The following is a 7,090-nucleotide window of genomic DNA, read 5'->3' as shown; positions in this document are numbered from 1 at the left end:
CGGTGGGGCACAACCGACAAACTCACTTCCACTATGATGACATGGGGCGGGTGACCCATGAAGTGAAAGCGAATATTAAAGTGGCGGAGTTTACCTCAGGCATGTCATTTGAGACACGCAGCCATGTGGTGGGCATAACGACCTATGATGATTTGGGTAATGTCATAAAAACCCAACAAAAAACCGCCAACAGTGCAGATATCAGCACACTCAGTACAAAAACCAGCGACAGCAAAGTATGGAAATACGATGCCGTCGGGCGTTTAACTCACACCGCAAAATCTTGGGTGAGTAATACCACGGTAGATAAACAGAAATCACTGACTGATGGTGCAATAAAAAAACAATCAGGGCGTCAAGTCACCTCAATGGGTTACGATGTGTTTGGTAATTTAGTGAGTCAAACTGAGCATGGTGTTAGAGGGGTGTTGAATATCGATACCTTAAACATTACCGCGCCTTCAGCGAAGAGCAACGATAAGACCACACGCCATGAATATAACAGTCGAGGCCAATTGATTGCCGAGTATGATGCGCTGGGTAATAAAACCACACATTATTACAACAGCAAAAACTTATTGGCTAAAAGTGAAACCGCGTATATCTCCCATATAGGGTCATCCAGCCCGGCACAAACACATATAACCACCTATTCCTACGATAATAATGGTCAGTTAATCCAAAAGGTGGTTGATAACCAGCCTGTTATTGGGGCTGCATCTGCTGATCCCCAGTTTACGTTTAACACCGCGTATAACGCATTCGGTGAGGTGAAAAAAGATAATAAAGGCGTTTATGTCTATAACGCACAAGGGCAGCTGTGGAAAACAACGCAAGGTGATGGGGTGCTTAAAACCCATACATATGACAATGCGGGGCGATTGCAAAGCACCGTGCATGCGTTGAATGGCAAAACACAGTTTAAAAGAGATGGCTTAGGGTATGTCACTGAAGTCACACAGCCGACCTTTACGCAAAACGGCGTGTTATATACGCCAATTATTACTCAAAAACATGACCGCTGGGGTAATGTGATAGAAGTACGTGATGCAACGCAAAACGTCACTAAAGCACAATACAACTATCAAAATAAGGTGATAAAAGAAATATTACCGAGTGTGGATGTCATGGGGGAAAATGGTCAGCTGGTTCGCCGTACGCCAGAAAATATCTACCATTATGATGAAAATGGCAATTTGATAAGCAAAATAGATGCAAATGAGAACCAAAGAAGGTTTAAGTTTGACGCCAATGGCAATCAAATTTATCAACAAGATGGTGAAGGGAACCTTGTTGAATATGGTTACGATATATTTGGCAGAAAAGTATTCACGCAAGATGCCCTTAAAAGAACGACCACCAGTATGTATGATAAGTTAGATAGGGTCATTGAAGCCGGTCAGTATGGCACTGAAGGTATACATAGTGGACTGTACCGTAGAGCCAATACGTACCAATATGATGCATTGGGTAACCGTTACAGCGAAACCAATGCCTTAGGGGGGAAGCGCTTCTATGATTTTGATGCCATGGGGAATATTACGTATAGTCGAGATGCTGAGCAGCGTCTTAAAGCGTATAGTTACAACAAGTATGGCAATCAAACCGCAGAAACTTATTTTAATGTTGACATGGATAACCCAGGACAAAATGCACAAAACACCCGCGTGTTTAATGCGTTTGGTAGTCAATTATCAGGGGTTGACTTAAGTAACCGTGCGTCTACTTACAAATACAGCCGAAATTGGAATACTGAGTTAGAAAAAGTAGCCAGTCTTGATGCGGATGGCAAAGAGGTTTTTTCAGAGAAGAATGACATTGGGCGTTTAGTCGAACGCACCAATGATTATGGTCAAGATATTCGATATACCTATTATGAAAATGGCTGGCTAAAGTCGGTTTTAGATGTCAAAACGGGGGCAAAGTCGGAGTTTGAATATGACTTGTCGGGTCGACGCACCAATGAAATAAAAAGAGCGTGGGATGATTTAGAGGGGGTGATCCGCCACGAAACACAAACACGGTATGACTCACATGGCCGTATCACCCAAGTTGACACATTACAGTTCAAAAACACCTCAAAAACCACGACCCCAGAGTGGGTAAAAGGCAGTGATGTTGCCAGTGTACATTACACCTATGATGCGGTGGGTAACCGTCGCAGTATGCAGGTCACGAATGGTTTACTAGAGGTTGTTGAGCCGATAGTTAAAAAAGACATTCCGGCCATGAATAACAAAGAAGGTGAAGAGGTTACACTGCATCTGAGTAAGTACTTTCATAAAAGTATTATTGTAGACAAGCTGATTTATACCGCTGAAAACTTACCAAAAGGGCTCAAGTTAGACAAAGACACGGGAATAATCACCGGTAAGCTGAGCTATAACTCAAAGCCAACGGATCGCATTAAGGTGACGGCAACGGATGCGGACTTTGCAGCACACACAGTCACCAGTGATTGGGTGCTTAACATTGAAAATGTTGAACCGATAGAGTTTCTTGTTGACTTGAATAAACCTCTTTCAAGGAATGAAGGTGAGGCACCGAATATCACGTTACCAAGCATGTTTAGCGTGAAAGACAAGGCATTGAAAATCACACAGTACAATGCCACAGGGTTACCCGAAGGGCTGAGTATCAATAAAGAAACCGGTAAATTAGAGGGGCGGTTAAAATACAATACACAAGGGAAGCACACCATTGAGGTGACCATGAGTACCTCGGATATTGACTATAAAAAAATCTGGTCATTTGAGTTAGAGGTCATCAATAAAGACGCGATTAAAGCCAAGACCCCTGCACGGTATGAGATACGGGTTACGGAAGGGACAAGCTTAAATATTAACGGTGAAAAGAATAAGCTTTTTGATATTTTTGATTCCAGTTTACAGTTCGAATACTCTATTTTACCGCCGGGCGCGGGAGAAAGCTTCCCTTCAGAGTATTTGAGCATTAATAAAAATACAGGGGTTATCTCTGACACAATTAAAAGTAATAATACAGCAAATGAGTTTAATTTTACTGTTGTTGCAAGTGCAAAAGGTGACGCCGGTGCGACAGCAAAACAAAAAATAAAGCTAATCGTGACGCATAGAGAAATATATAACGTCAAGGAGGGCGAACAGGTCAAAATAGCCATTGGTATGAATGACGATGCTCGCCCAGAAGCTGGCCTCAAACCAGACTTCAAACCAGACCAAATTGAGTGGGAAACACGGATAGAAAGAGAAAATGGTCGTGATCACCGTTATTTAGTGATTATGCCACGCTTAAATGCCGCACATAATGGCAAAATTGCGGAGTATGCTTTTACGGTCAGTAAGCCACATTCAAATGAAATGGAAACCCGCAGCACACTACATACTGTGCGTGTGACAGATGTAGCCAAAGTCACGCCCCCCAAGATTGCAAAGTCGATAGAAGACCAAGCGCTGGAAGTAGGTAAAAGCGGGTATGACAAAGACTTTACCTCTTACTTTCAAGACGATGGGACGATTGATTTAGGATTTGCCTTTTCTGTTTACGATGACAGTCGTAAGGAGTATGTGTATACGCAAGTGCCAAGTGGATTAAGGGTCAGCGGAAACCGTTTAGTGGGTACTCCTTCACCTTCAGCGGGCACTGAAGGGCGGTATAAAGTGGTTGTGACGGCCTATGACAGTATGGACAAAAGCCAAGTGACCACGCAGGAATTCATGGTGTTAATAAAGCCACAAGGTGCAGGGAGTAGTAATAGAGCGCCTTATTTAGAGGTTTTCAAGGTACCGAGTGAAGCATTGACCAAGGGGGAGGAATTTGGTGTTTCTATCCTTGGTAAAGATATTGAAAGCTATGGATATGTGCAGGGTTATGAAGTTAAATTGAGCAATGGTTTACAATTTAATGATGGTACGAAAGCAAAAAGCTTTGACAATAACTTTGGCGACCAGTTTTATTTTCGAGTAAAAGTGCTCCAAGGGGGAAGTCAACAAGTTCAAGTGAGGGTACAAGATAACAGCGGTACATGGAGTCAATGGTACTCAAAGCCAGTGGGGGTAGCGGGACATGCTAGTCCGATAGGCGACCAAAGGTCTTCAGAAGGAAAGCAGGTTGATGTTAATGTCAGTGGGCATTTTGATTTAGGCACGTCTACGACGGTGAGATATCGCGCTGATAATTTACCGACAGGACTCAGTATTAATGCACAAGGAAGAATAACAGGTAAGTTATGGTATAACACCGCCGGTGAGCATGTGGCAACCGTGACCGCGTATGATGCTGCGAATTCAGCGTATAACGCATCGACGACAGTGCGCTTTAGAATTAGCAATGTTGAGCCAATTAATGCCTCCTCTATTTCCAGTTTTAGTATATACGACAACCAGACATTGAATTCGGATGCGGGACGTTACTTTAGTGTGACAGACGCGAGCTTGAAATTATCGTACCGTTTATCAGGGGCTCCCTCAGGCGTGAGCATTGATAGTAATGGCATTATCAGTGGCCCAATTCGAGGAAACCAAGGCGTATATCGTATTGCGGTAACGGCAAGTGCCAAGGGCGCGCAAGTCGACCGGTCCTTTACGATGACAATAAATGGTACAGGGGGCGCAAGTGTCATTGCGGGACATACCAAGACAATAGATTTAACAAACCTTCTTTCTCAAGGAGAAAGGCTAAAAATAGTAGATGGCGCACCGAGTTGGGCCAGACTCTCAGGCACTAGTTTAGTGGTTTCACCGCCTAACAGTGCGGTGAAAAGTACTCCCTACACAGTGATTGTTGAAGCAGAAGGAAGAAACGAGCTAGGGAACCCGAACGAGTTCATTACAGTCGCGAAACAAAAATATAACTTTACGGTTGTAGATGCACCAAATAATGCCCCTTCAATAGGGTCTATTGCGGGCACCAATGCGCTTGATGTGAATGGCTCAGCCAGTTTCTCGGTATCTGCATCAGACTCAGATGGTCAAATAGCACAATATCAGTGGGAAACCAGTGGCGGTTTATCCATCTCTGGTAGTGGTTCACGTGTGACAGTAACCGGGCTATCAGCGGGCACTCATACACTGAGTGTGCGTGTAAAAGACAATGATGGTGCATGGAGTGGTACTGTAAGTAAGACCATTAGCGTAAGTAGAGCAAATAAGGCTCCGACGATAAGCTCGTTTATAGGGCCCATTTCAGTATTTCAAGGCGAAAGTGCGGTATTTTTTGTGGCCGCATCAGACAGTGATGCGGGCGATAGTATCGTAGCTTATGATTGGGGAGTGTCTAGCGGATTGACGATCAGTAAAAACACCGGCAATCAAATAACGGTTAGCACCCATTCTTTGGGTACTAAAACAGTGACGGTCACGGTGGTAGACAAACACGGTGCACGCACCTCACAAACTCGAAATATTGTTGTTAAATCACGACCTCAACCTGCGGCACCAGGGATAAGTCTCACCACACATGCAATCACCTTGGGCGACAATAGTTGGTATACCGCGACCGCAGGCAATGTCAGTGGGGCGACAGCTTACCGATGGAGTTCAGGTTCGGGGATAACGTTGTCAGGCAGTGGCCGACAAATTAATTACAAAGCCACGGCAGAAGGAGGACATACAGTTACCGTTAAGGCGTATATAAATGGTGTATGGAGTAAAGAATCGACCGCCTTTGTGAACGTTACGAAACCCATTCCAAATAAAGCGCCAACGGCGAGCTTCAGTATCCCATCAAGTATTACGCAGGGGTTTGAGCTTGATATTGCCGCGTCGGCAAGTGATAGTGATGGTACGATTAAACGTTATATTTGGGGCGTGCCATCGGGGTTAACTCTGGTTCGAGATAGTGGTCAGAATATTACCGTCAGAGGCAACTCTGTGGGCACTCATACAATTACACTAACGGTGACTGATGATGATGGGGCGAGTACCACGATATCAAGAACGTTGAAGGTTGCAGCTAAAGCTGTGACAAATCATGCGACCAATGTCAGTGGAAGCGTGCATTTCAGTGGGGGAGGATATAATGGTGGTGGTACCGTTACGGTATCAGATGCCAATGGCATTAAAGCGCAAAACGTCAGTGTATTTGGTGCGCCGAGTTGGGTACTGGCATTACGGGAGCAAATATCTGCAACGCAAGTACGAATTTCATTTAGTGCCGTCGCAGGGTCAGGGTTTGGGTTCAATAAAACCCGCAGTGGGTTCACATTTGCGGTGAATACTACCGATAATTCTGGCTATACTGCGTCTAAAACAATGACGGCGACTGTATCGAGCGGGGGCGGTGGAAGCAGTATTATGAGCTTCAGTGCATTGTCATCACCCACGGCAGCATTTAGACGAGTCGAGTCGGTGAGGTTGCCCAGAGCAATGATGATGAGTGCACCTGTGGCAATGAGTTTAGATGACGCGATGCCACTTAGTGATGCACCGGTCGCGCGTCAAGCCAGTAGTGTGGCACAACCCATGTTAAGCAGTGCAGCAGCGCAGCCAAGCAGTCAAAAACCGGCATTAGTGAAAGAGTATTGGTTTACGTACGACAGAAACAATCAGGTTAAAATTGATGGTGGCACCTTAATTAATGGTGAAATATCAACGGATGTGCGTGGAGAGGTTATTCACTATAACGCGGCGGGTCAGCAAAGCTATATTGTGGGCGCGCAAGGCGCGGCTGCTCAGCGCTACTTGTACAATAGTTGGGGGCAAGTTGCACAGGTTGACACCTATCACAATACCAGCGGCATTGATTTTGGTGTTGCTATACCAGGTGCCAACTTAAGCAACTGGAAAAAGTCCAGTGAGTTTAGCTATAACGCCATGGGCCAAGAAACGACCAAGAGTGAGTATTTTGCTTTAACAGCGGCACTTGGCATTCCTAAAACGTACAAAGCTGACGCTGTAGGTGACGGGGTTGGCGAGGCAGCGAAGTATCAAGTCAATGTGGGGTATGGTGGCGCCATAAAAAGCATCACCACCACAGGGTATAACCTTGCTGGGGAAACAGACCAAGTACAAGTGAGAGGGCTGTCACAGGAGCAAGTCAAGGCTAAATTAGAAGTGTCACAAGCAATTGAGTATGCTGGAAAAGAGGCCGCAGCAGGTAATCCTAAAAACAA

Annotated in this window: 1 protein-coding gene; it reads left to right on the top strand. The window is 45.0% G+C overall.

The genetic code is table 11. From position 1 onward, the window contains the following. Positions 1–7,090, top strand: a 7,090-nt coding sequence (locus J8L98_RS24170; protein WP_210998615.1) for a putative Ig domain-containing protein, incomplete at both ends; no start/stop codon positions are given.

The sequence above is a fragment of the Pseudoalteromonas sp. MMG013 genome (genome assembly GCF_018100885.1).
GTDB classification, from domain to species: Bacteria; Pseudomonadota; Gammaproteobacteria; order Enterobacterales; family Alteromonadaceae; genus Pseudoalteromonas; species Pseudoalteromonas aurantia.
The sequence above is the reverse complement of the archived record's forward strand: the minus strand, read 5'-3'. Positions and strand labels throughout refer to the sequence as shown.